Source organism: Gilliamella sp. Nev5-1 (assembly GCF_001690895.1).
Lineage (GTDB): Bacteria > Pseudomonadota > Gammaproteobacteria > Enterobacterales > Orbaceae > Gilliamella > Gilliamella apicola_C.
In genome coordinates this window covers 71,622-91,968 of record NZ_LZHO01000028.1, presented here as the reverse complement: position 1 = coordinate 91,968, position 20,347 = coordinate 71,622, and the positions used below count along the sequence as shown (strand labels likewise).

The 20,347-nt window shown below is 35.9% G+C and carries 14 protein-coding genes; 8 read left to right on the top strand and 6 right to left on the bottom strand.

Annotation, left to right across the window (positions count from 1 at the left end):
- The first annotated feature begins 105 nt into the window (after window positions 1–105).
- The 7 genes from mfd (at window position 106) to cysK (ending at window position 12,115) form a co-directional block, all read left to right on the top strand.
- On the top strand, window positions 106–3,573 hold the full coding sequence (gene mfd / locus A9G41_RS04630) for a transcription-repair coupling factor (RefSeq protein ID WP_075539384.1): 3,468 nt from the start codon (window positions 106–108) through the stop codon (window positions 3,571–3,573).
- A 35-nt stretch (window positions 3,574–3,608) separates the two neighbouring features.
- Window positions 3,609–5,180, top strand: coding sequence for a DUF945 family protein (locus A9G41_RS04625; protein WP_065582786.1), 1,572 nt, complete (start codon window positions 3,609–3,611; stop codon window positions 5,178–5,180).
- Between the two features lie 270 nt (window positions 5,181–5,450).
- A complete protein-coding gene (locus A9G41_RS04620) occupies window positions 5,451–6,971 on the top strand; it encodes a YdgA family protein (RefSeq protein WP_065582785.1) in 1,521 nt (506 codons plus the stop codon).
- 89 nt (window positions 6,972–7,060) lie between these two features.
- On the top strand, window positions 7,061–8,461 hold the full coding sequence (mmuP, locus tag A9G41_RS04615; RefSeq protein ID WP_075539383.1) for an S-methylmethionine permease: 1,401 nt from the start codon (window positions 7,061–7,063) through the stop codon (window positions 8,459–8,461).
- Window positions 8,451–9,392 carry a homocysteine S-methyltransferase gene (gene mmuM / locus A9G41_RS04610; protein WP_065582783.1) on the top strand — a complete coding sequence of 314 codons (942 nt, stop codon included), beginning with the start codon at window positions 8,451–8,453 and terminating at the stop codon, window positions 9,390–9,392. The genes mmuP and mmuM overlap by 11 nt, the downstream gene beginning before the upstream one ends.
- A gap of 637 nt (window positions 9,393–10,029) precedes the next feature.
- The gene (locus tag A9G41_RS04605; RefSeq protein WP_065582782.1) at window positions 10,030–10,533 is read left to right on the top strand and encodes an RNA 2'-phosphotransferase; all 504 of its coding nucleotides are present in this window, start codon (window positions 10,030–10,032) and stop codon (window positions 10,531–10,533) included.
- A gap of 616 nt (window positions 10,534–11,149) precedes the next feature.
- Window positions 11,150–12,115 carry a cysteine synthase A gene (gene cysK / locus A9G41_RS04600; protein WP_075539382.1) on the top strand — a complete coding sequence of 322 codons (966 nt, stop codon included), beginning with the start codon at window positions 11,150–11,152 and terminating at the stop codon, window positions 12,113–12,115.
- A 90-nt stretch (window positions 12,116–12,205) separates the two neighbouring features.
- Here cysK and ruvB read toward each other — a convergent pair whose 3' ends face one another.
- The 6 genes from ruvB to A9G41_RS04570 form a co-directional block, all read right to left on the bottom strand.
- Window positions 12,206–13,210: a Holliday junction branch migration DNA helicase RuvB gene (gene ruvB / locus A9G41_RS04595; protein WP_065582780.1), complete on the bottom strand. Its 1,005-nt coding sequence runs from the start codon at window positions 13,208–13,210 to the stop codon at window positions 12,206–12,208.
- 13 nt (window positions 13,211–13,223) lie between these two features.
- Window positions 13,224–13,832, bottom strand: coding sequence for a Holliday junction branch migration protein RuvA (gene ruvA / locus A9G41_RS04590; protein ID WP_065582779.1), 609 nt, complete (start codon window positions 13,830–13,832; stop codon window positions 13,224–13,226).
- Between the two features lie 171 nt (window positions 13,833–14,003).
- Window positions 14,004–14,342 (bottom strand): YbaB/EbfC family nucleoid-associated protein, encoded by a 339-nt coding sequence (locus tag A9G41_RS04585; RefSeq protein ID WP_065567582.1) that lies wholly within the window; start codon window positions 14,340–14,342, stop codon window positions 14,004–14,006.
- A gap of 31 nt (window positions 14,343–14,373) precedes the next feature.
- Window positions 14,374–16,500, bottom strand: a complete 2,127-nt coding sequence (gene dnaX / locus A9G41_RS04580; protein WP_065582778.1) for a DNA polymerase III subunit gamma/tau — start codon at window positions 16,498–16,500, stop codon at window positions 14,374–14,376.
- Window positions 16,501–17,146: 646 nt separating this feature from the next.
- Window positions 17,147–17,602 (bottom strand): DNA polymerase III subunit chi, encoded by a 456-nt coding sequence (locus A9G41_RS04575; protein WP_065582777.1) that lies wholly within the window; start codon window positions 17,600–17,602, stop codon window positions 17,147–17,149.
- Between the two features lie 16 nt (window positions 17,603–17,618).
- Window positions 17,619–19,100 (bottom strand): leucyl aminopeptidase, encoded by a 1,482-nt coding sequence (locus tag A9G41_RS04570; protein WP_065582776.1) that lies wholly within the window; start codon window positions 19,098–19,100, stop codon window positions 17,619–17,621.
- 137 nt (window positions 19,101–19,237) lie between these two features.
- Here A9G41_RS04570 and lptF point away from each other — a divergent pair, with 137 nt between their 5' ends.
- Window positions 19,238–20,341, top strand: a complete 1,104-nt coding sequence (gene lptF, locus A9G41_RS04565; protein WP_065582775.1) for an LPS export ABC transporter permease LptF — start codon at window positions 19,238–19,240, stop codon at window positions 20,339–20,341.
- Window positions 20,342–20,347 lie beyond the last annotated feature (6 nt).

The following is a 20,347-nucleotide window of genomic DNA, read 5'->3' as shown; positions in this document are numbered from 1 at the left end:
AAATGCAAGGTGCTTATCATACAGGATTAAACAGTTATAGAAAACAACCACGTACTTACGTTATAATCTAACCTATAATCTTGTAGCAATTTCAACGAACTCATCATGCCTAAAACACAAAATATTTCAACGTTAATACCTAAAAAATCAGGTGAAGTAAAACACATTGGGCAACTTGTTGGCTCATCTTTATCACAACTTTGTGCACAAATCGTGAATGTGCATGATGGCTTAGTTGTGATTATTACTGATGATATGCAACAAGCCTCGCGTATTGATGAAGAGCTAAAACAGTTCTCAACTTTCCCCTCGATCTCTTTTCCAGATTGGGAAACATTACCTTATGATAGCTTTTCGCCACACCAAGACATCATCTCTGAGCGTTTGTCTTGCTTGTATCATTTAGCTCATCTAAAAAAAGGGGCTTTAATTTTACCCATCAATACATTAATGCAAAAAGTCTGCCCTAAAAGCTATTTAGATGGGCATGTGTTTATAATGAAACAAGGCTTACAAATTAGTCGAGAGAACCTACGTTTACAACTTGAAAATGCAGGATATCGTTCAGTAAGCCAAGTTATGGAACATGGTGAATACGCCACTCGCGGTGCCCTATTTGATATCTACCCGATGGGAAGTAATCACCCTTATCGAATTGATTTTTTTGATGATGAGATTGACAGCATTCGCACTTTTAATGCCGAAACTCAACGAACACTTGATGAAATAGAACAAATCCAATTGCTACCTGCTCATGAGTTTCCCTTTGATAAAGCAGCTATTGAGCTATTTCGAAGCCAATGGCGCGAAAAATTTGAAGTCAGATTAGAGCCAGAAAGTATTTACCAGCAAGTGAGTAAAAATATTTTGCCAACAGGTATTGAGTATTGGCAAGCTCTGTTTTTCAGTGAGCCATTAACTTCGCTTTGTTCTTATTTTCTTGATAAGACACTCATCATCAATACCGCAAATATTGAACAATACGCTAATAAATATTGGCATGATATTCGTCAACGTTTTGATAGCCGTGGTGTTGATCCAATGAGGCCGCTTTTAGAACCTAACTTGATCTGGTCTAAAACTGATGAAATATTTGCTTATTTCAAACAATATCCACGCATGGTTTTAACCCACGAGCCAATTATTGAGTCAAATAGAAACATCAATCTACCTTATTGTGCTTTACCAGAAATAGCCATTCAAAGTCAGCAAAAAGATCCTTATTTACAGTTTGAAAAATTTATTGCAGATTTTACAGGAAAAATCATATTTTCGGTTGAATCAGAAGGACGTAAAGAAGCATTACAAGAAATTTTAGGACGAATTAGAATTCACCCAACGCCCCTCAATCAACTTGACGAGCAACAAAGCAACAACAATCGTTTTTACCTAATGATTGGTGCCAGTGAACAAGGTTTTATTAATCAGCAAGATAATTTTGCATTTATTACCGAAAATGAGCTACTAGGCAGACGTATTATTCGTCGTAAAAAAGAACACAAGCAGGCCATTAATACTGACTCACTTATTCGCAGTTTAGCTGAGCTAACACCGGGTAAACCTGTTGTTCATTTGGAACATGGTGTAGGTCGATATGGAGGACTCACCACATTAGAAACAGGAGGCATTACAGCCGAATATCTTATATTACTCTATGCTAACGATACCAAACTTTATGTCCCTGTTGCGTCATTAAATTTAATTAGTCGCTATTCTGGTGGAGATGAAGAAAATGCTCCACTAAATAAATTAGGCACTGATACATGGAGTAAAGCACGGCAAAAAGCGACCGAAAAAGTGCGAGATGTCGCAGCTGAACTACTGGATATTTATGCTGAACGTGAAAGCAAACCTGGTTTCGAGTTTAAACAAGATCGAGAACACTATGAGTTATTTTGCCAAGGATTCCCTTATCAAGAAACCGACGATCAACAAAATGCTATTGGTGCAGTCATTGGCGATATGTGTTCGCCTTATGCCATGGACAGATTAGTCTGTGGTGATGTTGGATTTGGTAAAACAGAAGTAGCAATTCGTGCTGCTTTTTTAGCGGTAATTAATCATAAACAAACCGCTGTTTTAGTCCCCACAACACTCCTTGCAGAACAACACTATGAAAGCTTTTGCGATCGTTTCGCCAACTGGCCAATTCGCATCGAAAGCCTATCTCGCTTTAAGACCGCCAAACAGCAAAAAGCTATTATTGAAGCACTTGGAGAGGGAAAAATTGATATCGTCATTGGTACACATAAATTATTACAAGAAGATATTAAATGGAAAGATTTAGGTTTATTAATTGTTGATGAAGAACATCGTTTTGGCGTACGTCAAAAAGAACGCATCAAAGCAATGCGAGCAAACATCGATATTTTAACCCTAACAGCCACCCCAATTCCAAGAACGCTCAACATGGCAATGACGGGTATGCGAGATCTTTCTATTATTGCAACACCACCAGCTCGCAGGTTAGCGGTAAAAACCTTTGTTCGAGAATATGATGATCTTGTGATTAGAGAAGCCATTTTGCGTGAGATTTTGCGTGGCGGTCAAATCTATTATTTACATAATGATGTATCAGATATCGAAAAAGTCAGCGAAGAATTAGCAAAATTGGTTCCCGAAGCACGCATTACCATTGGTCATGGACAAATGCATGAACGTGACTTAGAGCGCGTCATGAATGACTTTCATCATCAACGCTATAATGTACTAGTTTGCACAACAATTGTTGAAACAGGTATTGATATTCCTAACGCTAATACCATTATTATTGATCGAGCCGATAAATTTGGTTTAGCTCAGTTGCACCAATTGCGTGGGCGTGTTGGTCGTTCTTATCATCAAGCTTATGCATACTTATTAACACCTCACCCTAAATTGCTCAGCAAAGATGCTAAAAAGCGCCTTGAAGCCATTGCCTCGCTTGAAGATTTAGGTGCAGGATTTGCCCTAGCGACACATGATCTTGAAATTCGTGGTGCAGGCGAACTATTAGGTAGCGATCAAAGTGGACAAATTGAAACCATTGGTTTTAATCTTTATATCGAATTGCTTGAAGACGCCGTTAAATCACTCAAAGAAGGCAAAGAGCCAACCCTTGAATCATTACTCAACAACCAACAAACCGAAATCGAGTTACGTTTACCAACACTCATCCCTGATGATTTTATTCCTGATGTAAATACACGATTATCGCTTTATAAACGTATTGCAAGTATTAATAGCCTTGATGAGCTAACAGAAATTCAAATCGAAATGCGAGATCGCTTTGGTCAATTACCCGATGCGGTACTATTTTTATTGGAAACCACCAAAATTCGTTATCACGCCAATCAATTAGGCATCACAAAAATCGAATTTGGTGAAAAAGGTGGCTATATTGAATTTGGTAGCAATAATAAGGTATCGGTTGATTATTTAATTGAAATAATTCAAAAAGAACCGAAAAATTACCGTTTGGAAAGCGCCAATAGATTAAAATTACTTCGTTCACAATTACAATCAACAGAACGAATAGACTACATTAAAACTTTATTAAAAGCGTTTTCTGAGCATCAAGAACCAGCTCAATAAAACAAATATTAATTAAACCAAATAAGCGGAAAATCATGATAAAAAAAAGCATTATTACCATAGCAATTATTGCTGTATTAGGTTCAGGATACATAGGCGCATCTTGGCACACTGGCAATATGATTGAAGCTAATATCGACAATAAAATACAACAAATCACAAAACAAGTTGATAATTATCAAAATTTGTTTAACGTGGTGATTGAATATAGCGATTACCAAAAAGCTATTTTTTCAACGCAACTTCACCTTACCATTAAATTAGTGCCCAAAGATACCGATTTGCAACTTGAACAAGACAAAAAGCAAGCAGAAAAAAAACAAGCAGAAACAACTATTTTTAATGATGAAATTACAATTCATCATGGGCCATTTCCTATGATGGCACTAGCTGAAGGAAAATTTACACCACAAATAGCATGGATCAACTATGCAATGCCTGAAAAATCAGCGCCCGAGCTTTGGAAATTAGCGGGTAACCAATCGTTTATCACCGCCAATATGGGGATAAGTTATCACGAATTTCTCACCATTAAACTGACTAATAAAGCGCTTAAACTGACTGATTCAGCATTCACTTCACATTTTGATGCTAATTATTTTATTCATGGTGGTTTAGATGTTTCTGATGGCAATGTTATAATTGAAAGCAATGAAGATTTTTCAAGTATCGTTGCCAAAGCCAATATTGATAAATTTAATTATTATGACAATCCCAAAGAACCAACAATTACTTTAAATAAATTCAACTTATTAGCTGAGCCTAGCCCAGAAAAAAAAGGCATTAATTACACCATAAACGCTAATAAAATAGCCTTTCTGATCGATGAATATTCAGCATCACGCCTTACACTTGATCACCTAACATACCAAGGGAGTTTAAATAATAAATATCAAGCTTCTAATGCGCATGTCACAATAGATAAAATAACATTTGAGCCTGACATTAACCAGTTTAATGACTCATCAATCATGATTGAAAAACTCACCATTGCAGAAGAAAATACCTTAAGCACGGCTAATACGATAGATGGTTGGTTAAAAGTAGATGCCCAATCAGTATTGTTTGGGCAACAACATTTAGGTAATGGTTCTTTAGATCTTAGCTACCAAGGTATTAATATTGCCATGATATTAAACAATTTTGATATAGACCTTTATGAAGCCGATGTTAACCAACAAGCACCAGCCAACATCAAATTGGCATTAAATAAACTACATTGGAAAAACCCAGCTGGTGATATCAATGCGAATTTTTTCTGTAACATATCTGGTGAATGGGCAGAACTACAACAACTCATGCTAGGTATTGATAACATTGATAGTTTAAAGTTAAAAATTGATGCGCCATTTAATGTATTAGCCTATTATTTAGCGCAAATAAAAACCCCCAATGCAAACGAAGTTACCCAAGAACAGCTAACCAACGCCTTTGCAACATTAAAAACGGATGCAAAAAAGCTATTTGGTAAATCAAAAATGTTTACGTTTAATAAAGATCAAAATGAAGGTTATTATTCTGATATCAAATACACTAAAGGAGATCAGAACGTGACCGTAAATGGACATCTATTAGATAAAAGAGATTTTTTTGAAAATTTTTTATAATTTATTTTTTTAAAACACAATAATAATGAATAAATTAAATTGCTAACGTGATTACATTGACTGATTGTATCGATATTTAAATGCAAATTTAATCATGCCTATTTAGGCACTTTACATTCGTATATAAACAAGGCATGTAAACTAAATAGAAATAAATATAGAAATAAATATTTTTCAATATATTAAAAAAATATCGCCTATAAGGTATAAATCGATTAAAATTATCAAAATAATATATTAAATCTAGCAAAAATAACTAAGAGACTCATAATGAAAAAAACAACACTTGCAATAGGAATAGTTGCTGTATTAGGCGTTGCCTACGTAGGCATGGCATGGCAAACAGGTAATATCATTGAAAATAATATCGATAATCAATTAGCACAAATAACAGCCAAAATTAACGAATTTCAAGATGATTTTACAGTGTCAGTAATGAAAAGCAATTATGAAAAAAATATATTTTCAACTAAATTACATTTAACTGTAACAGTATCACCTCAAAATACTTTAGGTGAAAATGCTAAGCCTAAAACCTTATTTGACGATGATATAACCATCCACCATGGTCCTTTCCCTATTGCAGCGCTTGCTAAAGGGACATTAGCCCCACAAAAAGCTTGGCTAGAATACGAAATGACAGAACAAAGCAATCCAACACTTTGGAAACTTGCTGGTAATCAACCATTTATTGCTGGGCATATAGGAATAAGCTATGGCGAATATATCACGCTAAAATTAGCCAATAAAGCAATTCAAGCCACACAAAGCGAAATACCCTCCATCAATGATGGCATACTCAATGTGAGCAACGGGAGTTATACCTTCAGTAGCTATGCAGATGCTACCGACGTGAAAGCTAAAGTGCAATTGGATAAATTAGATTACATTTCAGATGATAACAATTATAGTTTGAAAGATGTTAATGTATCGCTAAAACCACTTAATACACTAGAAGACTTTGAATACCAATTTAATATTGGACATGCTAAATACACGCTAGATGGCATAACAAAAAGTACGGTTAATATTGATAATTTCCAATCAAAAGGTAATTTTAACTACAAAAACCAAAATGGTGATACACAAAGTAGCGTCGATAAATTAGCATTCACCTTTGCTACCGCTTCATTTTCAAAAGTTCAATCGGTAGTAATCAATAACATGATTGTAAACCAAAAAAGCACATTAAATAATGCTAATACCGTAGATGGTTCATTATTTAGTAGCATAGATTCAATTCTGTGGGGACAACAAAATCTAGGAAAAGTATCATTAGACTTTAATTTCCAAGGTGCCGATAAAGATCTATTTTCTGATCAATTTAGCCTTGAAGACTTTGATGAAATTATTGATAGCAGTCGCCCAGTTCATACAAAATTTTCACTAAACAAATTTAATTGGCACAACGCGGCTGGAGATATCAATTTTAATTTTGTGATGGATGTAAAAGATATAGGCAAAGATGCATTAGAAAATAATAATAATAATGTTGATAAAATAGATCGCCTAAAACTACAGCTTAGCGCACCATTTGATGTATTAGGACGTATTTCAGCACAAATAGAACATCCAAATACCGATAACGTCACACCAGAACAAATTAATAAAGCAAGCTCGAATCTAGTCATGATGAGCAAAATGTTTTTATATAATTCACCAATAGTTAATTTCAGTAAAGACGGTAAACAAGGTATATTCACCGACATTGAATATTCTCGTGCCCTTGACAACGTCAAGGTAAATGATAAGACAATGACTAAAAAAGCATTTTTAAATAGTCTTCAATAAATTATCAATATAAATTCAATTAACTTCCTAATTATTCCGCCAGTTTTATTGGCGGAATGTAATTTAAACTAACCGAATAAAACATTCTTATGAACACTCAGGTCAACGCATCAAATAAAAACCAGTTCAAACGAACCATGAAAACTAGGCATTTAATTATGCTATCACTCGGTGGTGTGATTGGTACTGGTTTATTCTTTAATACTGGATATATTATTGCAACCGCTGGTGCTATCGGCACAATTATTGCTTATTTAATTGGCGCACTAGTGGTTTATTTAGTTATGTTATGCCTTGGAGAGCTAGCGGTTGCCATGCCCGAAACAGGCGCTTTTCACACTTATGCATCACGTTTTATTAGCCCTGGCACAGGTTATACTGTTGCGTGGCTATATTGGCTAACTTGGACAGTTGCACTGGGCTCAAGCCTAACTGCAGCAGGCTTATGTATGCAATACTGGTTCCCTTCTGTTTCAGTCTGGATTTGGTGTTTAATATTTTGCATTGTGATCTTTGTATTAAACATTATAACTGCACAATTTTTTGCTGAAAGTGAATTTTGGTTTTCAATTATCAAAGTGCTTACTATTGTCATTTTTATTATTGCTGGTGCAGCAGCCATTTTTGGCATTATCCCAATGAAAGACAACATGCCAGCCCCATTTTTGCACAATATTACCGATAATGGTTGGTTTCCTAACGGCATCACTCCGATTATTATGACGATGGTATCAGTCAATTTTGCCTTTTCAGGTACTGAATTAATAGGCATTGCAGCAGGTGAAACCCAACAACCAGAAAAAATCATCCCATTAGCTATCAAAACCACTATTTTAAGGCTTATTATATTCTTTATTGGCACAATTTTTGTTCTTGCGGCTCTTTTACCAATGGAACAAGCAGGCGTGATAAAAAGCCCTTTTGTCACTGTTTTTGAAAACATTGGCCTGCCTTATGCTGCTGATATGCTTAACTTTGTGATTTTAACTGCAATTTTATCTGCTGCTAATTCAGGCCTTTATGCATCAGGACGTATGCTATGGTCGCTATCCAATCAAGGAACATTACCCAAATGCTTTAGCAAACTGACCAAAGATGGTATTCCCGCATTTGCTATCACAATGAGTATGTTAGGCGGATTACTTGCATTGCTCACAAGCGTTATCGCTCCTAATACCGTATTTGTGGCATTAACAGCTATTTCAGGCTTTGCCGTTGTTGCTGTTTGGTTAAGCATTTGCGCTTCACATTACTTTTTTAGAAAGCAATTATCTACAACCGAACAAAACACACTAAAATATAAAGCACCATTTTATCCACTTGTGCCAATTTTAGGTTTTATTTTATGTTTGATTGCCTGCATTGGCTTAGCTTTCGATCCTCAACAACGCATAGCGCTTTATTGTGGTATTCCATTTGTGATTGTTTGCTTTATTGCCCACCACTTTACCCAAACCTACCAAAAGCGAGTGACAAAATATGACCAATAATAATTTAATTCACTCGCTCTTAAAGCAAAAAAAACACATTATTATTGATGGCGCGCTGGCTAGCGAACTACAGCGCCGCGGATGCGATCTTAACGATAGTTTATGGTCGGCAAAAATATTAATTGAAAAACCAGAATTAATCCGCCAAGTCCATTATGATTATTTTAAAGCTGGTGCTGATTGCGCCATCACCGCCAGCTATCAAGCTACACCATTAGGGTTTTCCCAAAAAGGCATTGCGTTTGATGAATCTATCAAACTAATTAAAACCAGCGTTGAACTTGCAAAACAAGCCAAACAACAGTATTTAACTGATACCAAACAAAACAAACCCTTACTAATAGCCGGATCAGTGGGACCTTACGGCGCATATCTTGCCAATGGATCAGAATACACAGGCAATTATCATCTTGATAAAGAGGCTTTTATTGCTTTTCATCAAGACAGAATTCAAGCATTGATTGAAGCGGGAGTTGATATTCTTGCTTGTGAAACCCTACCTTCATTTGCAGAAATCAAAGCATTAACTACGCTTATCGCACAATTCCCGACAATGGCATGTTGGTTTTCATTAACGCTAAAAGATTCAAAGCACCTTAGTGATGGCACACCATTATCACAAGTTATCAACTACTTAAACAATATCGAGCAAATTGTCAGTATTGGCATTAACTGTATTGCATTAGAAAACGTCACCCCAACATTAGAGGTACTAAATAAACTCACCACCAAACCGCTAATAGTCTACCCAAATTCAGGCGAACAATACGATCCAACTACCAAACAATGGCATAAAAACCATCAACATAATTGTACATTTAGTAATCAATTACCGACTTGGATAAAATTAGGGGCTAAATTAATTGGTGGTTGTTGTCAAACAACACCTAGTGATATTAAGCAAATTGTAGCGTTATTAAAGGGAGATTGATTCTTATCAGAACCGAGATTGCAAAAAAACTAATAAAATCAATGAATTTTCTGAATATTTTTGAATAAATAATAAAAGGAGAATGCGTTTGTTTTTGTAATATTTTAGGCAGGAGAAATAAGCATTATAAAGTATAAAATGAAGATAAATTGAAAGATTATAATTTGTTCTAGCTCAAACCTAATCTGACAGTTGTCCTTTTTTATTGGGTGTCCATCAGATTAAATAAAAACTATTACAAATAAGCAACTTAATTTTCTACATGAGTTATGTACTCAGTTTGGGGTATTTAAATTTTTTATAACGCTTTGCTTGCTGTTTCAGACGCTCTTCTATCGTTTTCTCAATTTTAACCCACCTTTTAAACCCATATTTTATTGTTTTAACGTTAATTTGCGCTTAATTATGACTTAAAAAAACTTGCGACAACAAAGTTTTGATGCTTTATAAATGGTGGAACGACAGGCATTAACTCTGAGTAAAAATAGCAAATAAAAATTTTAAGCGATGCAAAGATAAATTAGAGTTTTGTTCTAATTGAAATAGAATAAAGTAAGTCATTATTGAATTTATCTTGTTGATATAAAAATATTAAAAAATATCCTCAAGTGCTAATTTAGAAAGTTAAGGGGTAAAACTGAACAAAAAACTAGAAAAAACGAGTAAATTTCTAAGTTACATTTTAAGACATCAACCCGAAGCTATAGGTATAGCTTTAGATTCTAATGGGTGGATTGAGATTGAAACGCTAATTATGCAAGCTAATCACCATGGTGAATATCTTACCAGAGATATAATTGAGGAAGTTGTTAAAACAAGTGATAAAAAACGTTTTACAATTTCAGAAGATGGGTTAAAAATTCGTGCTACACAAGGGCATTCAACTAAACAGATTGAAATCAAATATCAACAACAAATCCCACCAGAATTTTTGTATCATGGAACGGCAACTCGTTTTATTGATTCAATTAAAGAACAAGGGTTAATTGCAGGTGACCGCCATTATGTTCACTTATCTTTCGATGAACAGGCAGCTAATGCTGTAGGCAAACGGCATGGTAAACCGATTGTATTAAAAGTAAAAGCTTTGCTAGTGCATCAACAAGGCTTCAAGTTCTATTTAGCTGATAATGGTATTTGATTAACCCGTACTGTTCCTAATACTTTTTTTACGTTTGAGTAAATATCCCCTAACTCAACCTGACCTACTTTATATTGGGCTGATTTTGATTCTAATCAAACGAAGGCTACCACAACTAAATAAAATATAGATAAGTTCTAAATTATGCATCCAACTTATCTGCTATATACCTAAAAGGCTAGATAACTTGGTGTATCCACACTTTTAGTACCAAAAAGATAAGGTCATAGCTTCATTTTATAAATGACTCCAACCTGTTTTGCTTTCAGGTTAAATACCCTACCACTTTACTCCATTTTGATATCCTTTTTTCCATTAATCTTGTTCAATTTTTCTTAGTTTTTTTAAAGTTGGCAAGTTAAAAACAATTCGTAAAACCATTGATTTTATTTAACTTTTATTTTAATATCGAAATTTTATTAAACCTTTATTCGCACCAAAATATGCTTTTAGCTTTTTGATAAAAAGCCATTTTCCTGCTTATAGCTTAAATGAATATCATTATACTAATTAATTAGTACCATCTTTTTAAGATAGATTTATAATAGCGAATATGATTAAGTAACCAGATAGATGGCTGTCGCCTATCTAACTGTGACTAAATAAGGAAATGATAATGAGCAAAATATTTGATGATAATTCACAAACTATTGGTCATACCCCACTTGTTCGTTTAAAACACTTTGGTCATGGTAATATTTTAGCTAAAGTCGAATCACGTAATCCAAGTTTTAGCGTGAAGTGTCGTATTGCATCGAATATGATTTGGGATGCGGAAAAGCGTGGTTTATTAACTTCAGATGTTGAATTAATTGAGCCGACCAGCGGTAATACGGGTATTGCACTTGCGGCTGTCGCTGCAGCTCGTGGTTATAAGCTAACATTAACTATGCCTGAAAGCATGAGTATTGAACGCAGAAAGCTGTTAAAAGCTTTAGGTGCCAACTTAGTATTGACTGAAGCATCAAAAGGTATGAAAGGTGCCATTGATAAAGCCGAAGAAATTGTTGCCAGTAATCCACAAAAAAATATCATGCTTCAACAATTTAGTAACCCTGCTAACCCTGAAATTCACGAAAAAACCACTGGTCCTGAAATTTGGAATGATACCGATGGTCAAATCGATGTGTTTGTTGCTGGCATTGGAACTGGTGGTACGTTCACTGGTGTAACACGTTATATCAAAAAAACGCAAGGTAAAAATATTACTGCAGTCGCCGTTGAGCCAACTAATTCACCCGTAATTACTCAGGCGCTAGCAGGTGAATCAATCAAGCCAGGACCGCATAAAATTCAGGGTATTGGGGCTGGTTTTATTCCTGAAAATCTAGATTTAAGTTTAATCGATTTGGTCGAAAAAGTTTCTAACGAAGATGCTATTGATACCGCTCGTATATTAATGGAAAAAGAAGGCATTTTAGCTGGCATATCGTCTGGTGCTGCGGTTTTTGCAGCCGATCGTTTAGCTAAATTACCTGAAAATGCGCATAAAACCATTGTTGTCATTTTGCCTTCTTCTGGCGAACGTTATTTAAGTACTGACTTATTTAGTGGTATTTTTACCGAAAAGGAACTCGGTTAAGCTGAAATCGCAATAAAATATTCGTAATAAAAAGCGCAAATCATCAAATCATTGCGCTTTTTGCTAATATACATTTATTGACATACTGGGCTAATTATCCTGAATAATGCCAAAATGGCGGTACGCATGTGGTGTTGCAATTCTGCCACGAGGGGTTCTTTGGATATAACCTTGTTGGATTAAAAACGGTTCAAGCACGTCTTCGATCGTTTCACGCTCTTCGCCAATTGCCGCCGCAATATTATCTAAGCCAACAGGCCCACCCATAAATTTTTCGATAATTGTAAGCAACAATTTGCGATCCATATAATCAAAACCTTCGTTATCAACATCAAGCATATCCAGTGCTTGGGTAGCGATTTTTTTGTCGATAACACCTTTGGATTTTACATCGGCATAATCGCGCACACGACGCAAAAGGCGATTAGCAATTCGAGGAGTGCCACGTGAACGTTTGGCAATCAAATGAGCCCCTTCATCTGACAGATCCATGCCTAAAAATTTGGCACTGCGACTAACAATATATTCCAAATCCTCAACACGATAAAATTCAAGACGTTGTACAATACCAAAGCGATCTCTCAGTGGCGAAGTCAACGAACCAGCTCGCGTTGTTGCACCAATTAATGTAAAGGGAGGAAGATCAATTTTGATCGAACGTGCCGCAGGCCCTTCGCCAATCATAATATCTAGTTGGTAATCTTCCATCGCTGGGTATAAAATTTCTTCAACTACAGGTGATAGGCGATGAATTTCATCAATAAACAATACATCGTTAGGCTCTAAATTGGTTAGCATAGCGGCTAAATCGCCCGCTTTTTCTAAAACAGGACCAGATGTAGTACGTAAATTAACATTCATTTCGTTCGCTACAATGTTAGCTAACGTGGTTTTACCAAGCCCAGGCGGACCAAATATAAGCACATGATCGAGCGCATCACTACGTTGTTTAGCTGCTTGAATAAAAATCTTCATTTGTTCGCGCACTTGTGGTTGGCCGATGTATTCGTCCAAATATTTGGGGCGAATAGCACGATCTAACGATTCTTCTTCTTTTTGTACTTGTGGGGTGATCAAACGATCCGCTTCAATCATAATAAATCCCTATTTACAATGCCGATTTTAAGGCTTCACGAATCAGTGTTTCACAATCCATATCTGGGTTAATGACTTTATTAATGATACGACTGGCTTCTTGTGGTTTATAACCAAGTGCAATTAGAGCTGAAACCGCTTCGCTTTCAATTTGATTAGCCGATTTTTGAACACTATTTGTTTCAATAGTGGTGCTAGCGCTTGGTGATTGTTCTCCAAAACGTTTAATGCGATCTTTCATTTCCACAATTAGCCGTTCAGCTGTTTTGTTACCTACACCGGGTAATTTTACTAAGGTTTTAATTTCACCTTGCTCAACGGCGCTAATAAATTGCCCTGCGGACATACCTGATAAAATGGCTAACGCTAATTTAGGTCCTACTCCATTGACTTTTATTAGTTCACGAAATAGCTCGCGCTCTTGGTCTTGATTGAAGCCATACAATACTTGGGCATCTTCACGAACCGAAAAATGGGTTAACACAATAACCTCTTGCCCATTTTCAGGTAATTCATAAAAACAGGTCATCGGCATAAATACATCATAACCGACACCGCCAACTTCAATCAGTACTTTTGGGGGTTGTTTTTCAATAATAGTGCCTCGTAAACGACCAATCACAATATATCCTTAATAATAAAGCATAATAAATCAGCAAATAATTAAGCGTAGTTTACCCGATAGCAAAAAAATAATAAAGAAAAACTGTATAAATAGACAGGCAATAAAAATAATATTGCCGACATTTATTGACTATATCGGCAACATAAATCGCAAAATTAATGTGTTATCTTAGAATGGCATTTTAAAACCTGGCGGTAATTGCATGCCACCAGTAACTTGCGCCATACGTTCTTTCTGTGCTGTATCTAAACGACGCGCTGCATCATTATAAGCAGCAGCAATAAGATCTTCTAACATCTCTTTATCATCATCAGCCATAAGTGATGGATCAATTTCAACACGCTTACAACTGTGTGCACCATTAATCGTGACTTTGACTAAGCCAGCACCAGACTCGCCAGTAACTTCCAATTTGGCGATCTCTTCTTGCGCTTGTTGCATTTTTGCTTGCATTTGTTGGGCTTGTTTCATTAAATTGCCCAAGCCACCTTTTCCACCTGAAAACATAATTATTCCTCGTTAAAAAAATATCGCTGTATTATACAGGACGAATACTTGTCTCATCAATCTTAGCGTCAAAATATCGGCAAATTGTTGCCACTTTGGGATCTTCAGCAATGATTATTTTAGCTTTTGCTAATTTTTGTTGATACAATGCTTCGCGCATTTCCAATGGCGTTTTATAATCTTGATTGTCATCAATAATGATTTTTACATCAAGTTCTTGCTTACGCTGTTCACAAAGCGCCTTTTGCACTTTAGCTACGTTATTTGCCGAATTAATTAAATGCTTAACAGCCGAGCGCACACGTAACACAATAGTGTTATCATCCACTTGTTGAAAAGCGGCATTAACCACAATTTGTTTAATTAACGGTGGCAAATTCAATTGCTCAATTTCGGCACACCAAGCATTTTTTTGTGCCATTTCTGTAATCAGTTTTTGGGTCATTTCGGGTGTTTTGTCGCCGTTAAGCGATTCACGAAAGGCCTTAGTATCAATAACCAATTCTTCCTTCATAGCAATTAAACCACTAGCTTGCCATTGATAATTTTCAGCGGTGATTTCTTCTTTACTATTATCGTGATCAGTATTATGGGGATCTGCGCTAACCTCATTTACTGGTTGCTGAATATTCTGTTTAATTCGCGTCAGTGATTTATTAACTGCTCGTTTTTTAGGTTGATTTACATCAACCGATTCAGACTTTTTTGAATTTTGTTCCTCTTTGATTAGCTGCATGCGCATTTCTAAAATGCTTTTAGTCATCGACGGAGTATCATCAGGAATCGCTAAATCAACCGTTTTCGGTTTTGTATCAGCCGTTGGTTCCGCTTTTAAAGGAACAACATCTGCCATTAAATCGTTCGTTTTTTGATCTTCGGTTTGTAACTTTGGTGGTAAACTCGAACTTGTTACTGCGTATGACGAACGTTGTTGAGGTGTAACCTGCTCAACATTATTTTTAGGTTGTTGTGTTTGCGATTGTTGATTAGTCTTAGGTTGTGCTTGGATTGACTCTGGTTGCTGCGTATTGCTAGCAGACCGTAGCATTACTGATGGTGTAACAGCATCAACCGACTTTGGTATAAAAGCTAAAGCACGTAAAAAGCTCATTTCCACGCCAATTTTTTTATCAGGTGCAAAACTTAGTTCTTTACGCCCCATCAATAAAATTTGATAAAAAAGTTGTACATCATTTGGCGCCATAGATTGTGCTAAAAAACGGATGCGCTCTTCACTATCAGTATAATCACCAAGTGCCGTTGGTACAACTTGCAATAAAGCAATTTGGTGCAATAGTGTAATTGTTTCGGCTAATAAATGATCCCAATTTGCACCTTGCATAGCTGCCACCTCAATCTGTTGCATTAAGGCATTGCCATTACCATTATGCATTGCCTCAACAAGAGCAAATGGAATCGATTTATCAAGTGTGCCAAGCATTATTGCCACTGATTTTACATCAATGATACCATTACCAAGAGCAATGGCTTGATCAGTCAAACTCAAAGCATCACGCATACTGCCGTTAGCAGCTTTTGCTAATAAACCAATCGCTTTGGGATCACTACTGATTTGTTCTAATTGTAAAATATGCTCAAGTTGCTGGCTAATTAAAGCCGTATCAAGCACATTTAAATGTAAATGTAAACAGCGTGATAATATCGTAATGGGTAACTTTTGCGGATCGGTGGTCGCTAATAAAAACTTAACATGCTCAGGGGGCTCTTCTAAGGTTTTTAGTAGCGCATTAAAACTACTGCGCGACAACATATGCACTTCGTCAATCAAATAAACTTTAAATCGACCTTTTGTTGGCAAATATTGGATATTATCAAGTATTTCCCGTGTATCTTCAACTTTAGTACGTGATGCGGCATCAATTTCTAGAAGGTCAACAAATCGACCTAGCTCAATATCACGACAATTATCACATACACCACAAGGGGCCGCTGTTATACCCGTTTCGCAGTTCAAACCCTTAGCCAATAAACGGGCAATCGACGTTTTACCTACACCACGAGTACCAGAAAACAAATAAGCGTGATGAACGCGTCCAAGTGAAAGCGCATTAGACAGAATTTTAAGGACATGTTGCTGCCCAACAACTTCGGAAAATGATTTTGGTCGCCATTTGCGAGCCAGAACTTGATAACTCATAATCACCATAACGCATTATTGCCACTGAATTTGGCGCTAATCATACCATAAACTGGCAAAATAGTCTTTAAATGGGCAATAATAAAAATGGTTGCACAACGTGCTCTTTTTCATTTTCAAGTACTATTTACTTCGGTGGTCATTATTTTCGGTAAAAATCATTTCGTCTAATATTTTTATTCAATTTGCGAATTTTTCTCAATTGCTAGTATATTTTCGGCCTCAAACAAATAGCATCAATAACAGTTAACGATGCTAACTTTGCATAATACCTGCTTTTATAACATAAGAGACGTTTAGATTAATGATGAGTTTTATCTATTTTTAGGTTAACTAGCGATATAACATTGTACCAGTTGCTGGTAGTTATTATTAAGTATTGAAATGGGCGTGACACTAAAAGATAGAACATGTCATCTTGCTTAACAAAAGAAAAACCAGATGAGGTTTGCAAAAAACTTTTTTATAAACGATTTAAATTCGTTATGGTGATTAATTTTAATGAATTGATAAAACAAGTTTAAAACGATTGTCGATTGTTCGGTATCTTGTAAATCGCCATCAAAAAACAGTCAGAAAAGCTATTGATTTTATTGAATTTTTTATTAAGCACAAAAAAACAAAAATAAATTAATAAGATACTTTTTTAGGCACAAATTATCGGAATCGTTTTAAGATTAAAACCAGCCTCTTTATATAGCTTATACCTAACCCTTGCGAGCGACTTTAGTCGCTCATCAGTTGGCACAAAATCGATAATATCACGATAGACACTAGCAAATTCGGGAAACTGCTCTTGTAAATTAATCAGCAACTGACGACTAGCGCTACTACGTTTTTGCGGCCAACTAATTTCAACCGGCGATCCGCCTTTCATCCCTTCTCCAGCCAAATTATGAGGAACAAAATTATCCGTTTCGAGTTGCCAAAGATATTCATCGATTCGTTCGGCCTGAGCCTGATCTTGACAAGCAACTTGCACACGCTGATTCGCGTGCCATGCTTCAACAATTTTTTGACATGCTAACTTCTCAAAAAACAAAATGCCCGATTCGTCGGCTTGTGTTTGGTTTTCAAGTAAGTAGAAGATGACTTTTTTCATTAGATCAACGCTCAATTTATTGGTCTAGTAAATATTGAATCAACATCGCCACAGGGCGTCCTGTTGCACCTTTTTTTGCACCTGAGCTCCATGCTGTGCCGGCAATATCTAAATGCGCCCATTTATATTTTTCGGTAAAGCGTGATAAAAAGCACGCAGCAGTAATGGTGCCCCCATCTCGACCACCTGCATTTACAATATCGGCACATGTAGATTTAATTTGTTCTTGGAAGTCATTATCAATCGGTAGTGCCCATGCTTTGTCACCTGCTTTTTGAGAAGCGGAAACAAGTTGTGTTATCAATTGATCATTATTGCCCATTACGCCTGTATAGTGATGCCCCAATGCAACAATACAAGCTCCCGTTAAGGTAGCAATATCAATAACTGCTTTTGGATTATAACGTTCAACATAAGTTAAAACATCACATAACACTAAACGACCTTCAGCATCGGTGTTAATTACTTCAACAGTGGTACCAGACATTGTCGTTAATATATCACCAGGCCGATAACTGTTGCCATCTGGCATATTTTCGCAACCTGCCATAATACCTATGACATTAATTGGTAATTTTAATTCGGCTACAGCTTGCATAACGCCATATACCGTCGCTGCACCACACATATCATATTTCATTTCATCCATACCTGCCGATGGTTTGATAGATATGCCACCAGAATCAAAAGTAAGCCCTTTACCGACTAATACATACGGTTTAGCTTGTTTGTCTTTTGCTCCTGCATATTCAATAATGGTCATAATTGATTCATTTTCTGAACCACGTCCGACGGCTAAATAAGCATTCATGTTTAATTTTGCCAACTCATCTTCGCCAAGGCAAGTGACCTTTAATGGCGAGTGTAATTTGCCTAGCTGTTTACCTTGATCGGCTAAGTATTTTGCGTTACAAACGTTTGATGGCATATTGGCAATGGTTTTTGTTGTCGCTATCGCATCAGCAATAATTTGACCTTGTAACAAATTACTAGCTAACTGTGGTAACTCATTTTCGTTGTGAGTGAATAATGTCACATTAGTTAAACTAGGTACAGGCGTTTTAGTCGTTTTAAATTCATCAAATTGATAAGTAATATCGCTAACAATTTGCGGTAATTGTTTAGCGATTTTTGCATTATTGGCTTCATTAATTGTTAACAAATCCCATGCAATATTTTTGATTTTTTTGGCAAGGACTTCTTTTATTACTGCTTGAATCACCTTTTTGGCTTGTGACAAATCAAAATTTTTGGCTTTATCACAACCGACAAATAACAGTTTTCGTTTTAAATTGTTGCTGTTGGCATAGAGTAACGTAGTTCTCCCCAATTCACTGCTGATGTCACCCGATTTAATGAGTTGGCTAACTAAACCATTGGTTGAGTTGTCAATATCTTTAACAAAATCGGACTGATTTTTTCCTGAAGCTATTGAAATAACTAAACACTCTGTTTTTTGCTTGGTGATAATAGCACTGTTTTTTATTTGAAATTCCATGGTGTTTCTCGTTTATGAATTGATAAAGATAATGAATATTCTATCGCTTCATTATTGGATAGCAACAAAAAGATAACTAAAAGAGCTCAAATCAGATTATAATAGTCAGATTTTATGCCAACATGTATAGGTAAGTTGTGATAATTCGTCGATATTTAGTTAAAGAGACATTGAAAACCCAAGGAGCAATTTTATTTATTTTATTGCTTATTTTCTTTTCTCAAAAATTAATCAGAATTTTGTCAAGCGCTATTGATGGTTCGATCCCCCGAGAATTAATTATGCCATTATTAGTTTTAGGGGTGTCAAATATGGCCGATCTTATTTTACCGCTAAGTCTTTTTTTAGGCGTACTTGTGGTCTTTGGACGACTTTATTCTGACAGTGAAATGGTCGCTATGTATGCTTGTGGCATTAAAAAGAACTTAACTTATCAAGTGGTGCTTTTCCTCTGTATTCTAACCTGTATATTGACAGCGATGAATGCACTTTGGTTTGGCCCTTGGTCTAACATTAAACAAGATCAGCTACTTGCAAATGCGAAAATAAATCCGAGTTTAGCGGGGTTATTAGCGGGTCAATTTCAACAAACGCCAGATGGTAATTCAGTGATTTATATTGGTAATGTTGATGATAATAACCTAGAAAACGTATTTATTGCACAAATCAATCCCAAAGCCAATCAACGACCATCTATCATTCTTGCCAATAAAGGTAAAACAGGTCATGATGATGAAGGCAATCAAATCATTAAGCTTGAAAATGCCAACCGTTATGAAGGCACAGCGCAATTAAAAGATTTTCGGATCTCAAACTTTCATAATTATTTAGGTATCATTAAACCCAAAGAACTCAATATTACTGAAGAGGTCGATAAAACCAATGTTCAACAGTTGGGATTGTCTAAACTTACAAACCTTAATACCCCTAAAGCCAATGCAGAATTTTATTGGCGAATAACATTGATTATTTCGGTGCCTTTGATGGCATTTTTAGTTATTCCGCTGAGCGTATCTAACCCACGCCAAGGACGCTTAGCTCAAGTTTTTCCAGCGCTACTGCTTTATTTGGTTTACTTTTTGTCAGCGAGTTCAATTAAGGCTAACGCAGGGAAAGGTAGATTAGATCCTGAATTGTGGTTTTATACGCTGAATTTAGGATATTTTGTATTGGCACTCATTTTAAATTGTTGGGATAATCTATTTATGCGTAAACTTCGCTTAAAATATTCGGCATCTTAAGGAGAA

Bases quoted from the DNA above. Each gene is read 5' to 3' on its own strand.
- mfd (WP_075539384.1), top strand. From the start codon at position 106: ATGCCTAAAACACAAAATATTTCAACGTTAATACCTAAAAAATCAGGT.
- A9G41_RS04625 (WP_065582786.1), top strand. From the start codon at position 3,609: ATGATAAAAAAAAGCATTATTACCATAGCAATTATTGCTGTATTAGGT.
- A9G41_RS04620 (WP_065582785.1), top strand. From the start codon at position 5,451: ATGAAAAAAACAACACTTGCAATAGGAATAGTTGCTGTATTAGGCGTT.
- mmuP (WP_075539383.1), top strand. From the start codon at position 7,061: ATGAACACTCAGGTCAACGCATCAAATAAAAACCAGTTCAAACGAACC.
- mmuM (WP_065582783.1), top strand. From the start codon at position 8,451: ATGACCAATAATAATTTAATTCACTCGCTCTTAAAGCAAAAAAAACAC.
- cysK (WP_075539382.1), top strand. From the start codon at position 11,150: ATGAGCAAAATATTTGATGATAATTCACAAACTATTGGTCATACCCCA.
- ruvB (WP_065582780.1), bottom strand. From the start codon at position 13,210: ATGATTGAAGCGGATCGTTTGATCACCCCACAAGTACAAAAAGAAGAA.
- A9G41_RS04585 (WP_065567582.1), bottom strand. From the start codon at position 14,342: ATGTTTTCAGGTGGAAAAGGTGGCTTGGGCAATTTAATGAAACAAGCC.
- dnaX (WP_065582778.1), bottom strand. From the start codon at position 16,500: ATGAGTTATCAAGTTCTGGCTCGCAAATGGCGACCAAAATCATTTTCC.
- A9G41_RS04575 (WP_065582777.1), bottom strand. From the start codon at position 17,602: ATGAAAAAAGTCATCTTCTACTTACTTGAAAACCAAACACAAGCCGAC.
- A9G41_RS04570 (WP_065582776.1), bottom strand. From the start codon at position 19,100: ATGGAATTTCAAATAAAAAACAGTGCTATTATCACCAAGCAAAAAACA.